This is a genomic window from Ideonella azotifigens (genome assembly GCF_006519715.1).
Classification (GTDB): Bacteria; Pseudomonadota; Gammaproteobacteria; order Burkholderiales; family Burkholderiaceae_C; genus Ideonella; species Ideonella azotifigens.
In genome coordinates, this window is sequence record NZ_VIDT01000804.1 from 1 (window position 1) to 2,238 (window position 2,238).

Annotated in this window: 2 protein-coding genes; one reads left to right on the forward strand and one right to left on the reverse strand. The window is 69.8% G+C overall.

Features of this window, described 5'->3' with window-relative positions; genetic code table 11:
- Nucleotides 1-24: 24 nt before the first annotated feature.
- A complete protein-coding gene (locus FKP22_RS27845; RefSeq protein ID WP_141291268.1) occupies nt 25-714 on the reverse strand; it encodes a hypothetical protein in 690 nt (229 codons plus the stop codon).
- A gap of 154 nt (nt 715-868) precedes the next feature.
- On the opposite strand from FKP22_RS27845, the gene FKP22_RS27850 reads away from it, so the two are divergent.
- The coding region (locus FKP22_RS27850) for a M14 family metallopeptidase (RefSeq protein ID WP_141291270.1) at nt 869-2,238 on the forward strand (1,370 nt) is incomplete at its 3' end.

The following is a 2,238-nucleotide window of genomic DNA, read 5'->3' on the forward strand; positions in this document are numbered from 1 at the left end:
GGCGGGGACACTGGGACAAGGCCGTCAGTTCTTCTTTTCGCGCGTCAGCACCACCAGCGGCACGACGATGGGCGACAGCACGATGGTGTAGAGCAGCAGCACGCCGTCGGTCGCCACGGTGACCGGGGTGGACAGCGCGCCGGCCACGCGGTCGCCGGTGGACTGTTCGGCCGTCACCTCGATCACGTAGCGCTGGTTCAGCTTCTCGGTGGCGCGGGCGCTGACCAGCGTGCTTTGCAGGTAGCGCTGGCCGACCAGTTCGCCGCGCAGCACATGGGCTTCGGGGTTGGCCGGGTCTGCGCCGCGAATGAAGCCCATGCTGCGCGCGGCGTCCTGCTCGGAGGGGGTGATCAGGTTGTCGATCTGCAGCGTGTAGTGGCCGCGGATCTTGCCCTTGGCGTCGACCCGGAAGCTGGACAGATTGCCCTTGCTGCGCGCATGCAGCGGCGAGGCGAGCAGGGCCAGCAGGCCGGGCGGTGCGTCGAAGATGTAGTGGTAGCCGCTGCCGATGACGACGATGTTCTTGCGGTCCTGCGAGATCAGCAGTGAAGAGATGGTCTCGGTGTAGCGCACGACGCTGGTGCCGCTGTCGGGCGGCGGTGCCGGGGTGGCTGCTGGCTTGGGCGGGTCGCCTGCGCAGCCGGCGAGGGCGCTCAGGCCGGTGCCCAGGCAGGCAGCGGCGCCCAGGGTCAGGCGTCTGCGGGTCAGGAACATCGGGTCGGTCTCCTCGCGCGGGCTGTGGGTGCGCCGCTGTGCATGGGGGTGTCACCAAAAGCGTACCAGAGCAAAACGGCGCGGCCGTGGCTTTGCGCAGCGCTGGCTGTCCCTGGTCAACAATCTGGCGCGTCGCCACTTCCCGTTGCCTCCCATGCCCCGTTCGTTTCCCTGGCGCTTCCTGCCCTTTTGTTCCCTGCACCGCCTGGCCGCGGCAGCCGGGCTGGTGGCGGCCGTGTTGCCGGCTGGCGCAGCAACCAGCTGGCCCAAGCCCACGCTGGCCGAGCAGAGCGGCTACCTGCGCACCGGGCGCTACGAAGAGGTCGAGCGCCTGTGCGCGGCCTGGCAGCAGGCGCAGCCCAAGGCGGTACGCTGCATCCGCTTCGGCCAGACGCCCGAAGGCCGGCCGATGCTGGCGCTGGCCATCTCGCAAAGCGGTGCGCTGACGCCCGAGGCAGCGCGCCAGCGCGGGCTGCCGGTGGTGCTGATCCAGAGCGGCATCCATGCCGGCGAGATCGACGGCAAGGACGCCGGCTTCCAGGTGCTGCGCGAGGTGCTGGACGGGCAGGCCGCGCCGGGCGCGTTGAAGCATGCGGTGTGGCTGTTCGTGCCGGTCTTCAACATCGATGGCCACGAGCGCTTCGGCGCCTGGAACCGACCCAACCAGCGCGGCCCGGAGGAAATGGGCTGGCGCACCACCGGCCAGAACCACAACCTGAACCGCGACTACCTGAAGGCCGACGCGCCGGAGATGCAGGCCATGCTGGGCCTGGTGCGCGACTGGGACCCGCTGGCCACGGTGGACCTGCACGTGACCGACGGCGCGAAGTTCGAGCACGACGTGGCGGTGATGGTCGAGCCGGTCAACGCCGGCGACGAGGCGCTGCGCAGCGTGGGCCGCGCCTGGCGCGACGGCGTGATCGCCGACCTGGCGCAGCAGGGCTCGCTGCCGCTACCGTTTTATCCCAGCTTCGAGGTGGAGGACGACCCGGCCTCCGGCGTGCGCGACAGCGTCTCGCCACCGCGGTTTTCCACTGGCTATTTCCTGCTGCGCAACCGGCTGGCGATGCTGGTCGAGACCCATTCGTGGAAGGACTACCCGACGCGGGTGCGGGTGATGCGCAACACCATCGTATCGGTGCTGGCCCGCATCGCCGAGCATGGTCAGGCCTGGTTGAAGATCGCGCACGAGGCGGACGAACGGGCGGCGAAGCTCGCCGGCCAGCCTGTGCCCCTGGACTACGCGGCCACCGACAAGGCGCGCATCGTGCCGTTCCGCGGCTATGCCTACACGCGCACGCCGTCGGACATCAGCGGTGCGCTGATGACGCGCTACGACGAGAACAAGCCCGAGGTCTGGCAGCTGCCGCTGTACGACGAGGTGTTGCCAAAAACCGTGGTCAATGCACCTGGCGCGGGCTACCTGGTGCCGGCCGCCTGGGCGGCCACGGTGGCGCGTTGGCTGGACCTGCATGGCGTGCGTTACCAGCGCCTGCCTGCCGGCTGGGCCGAAGCGCCCACCAG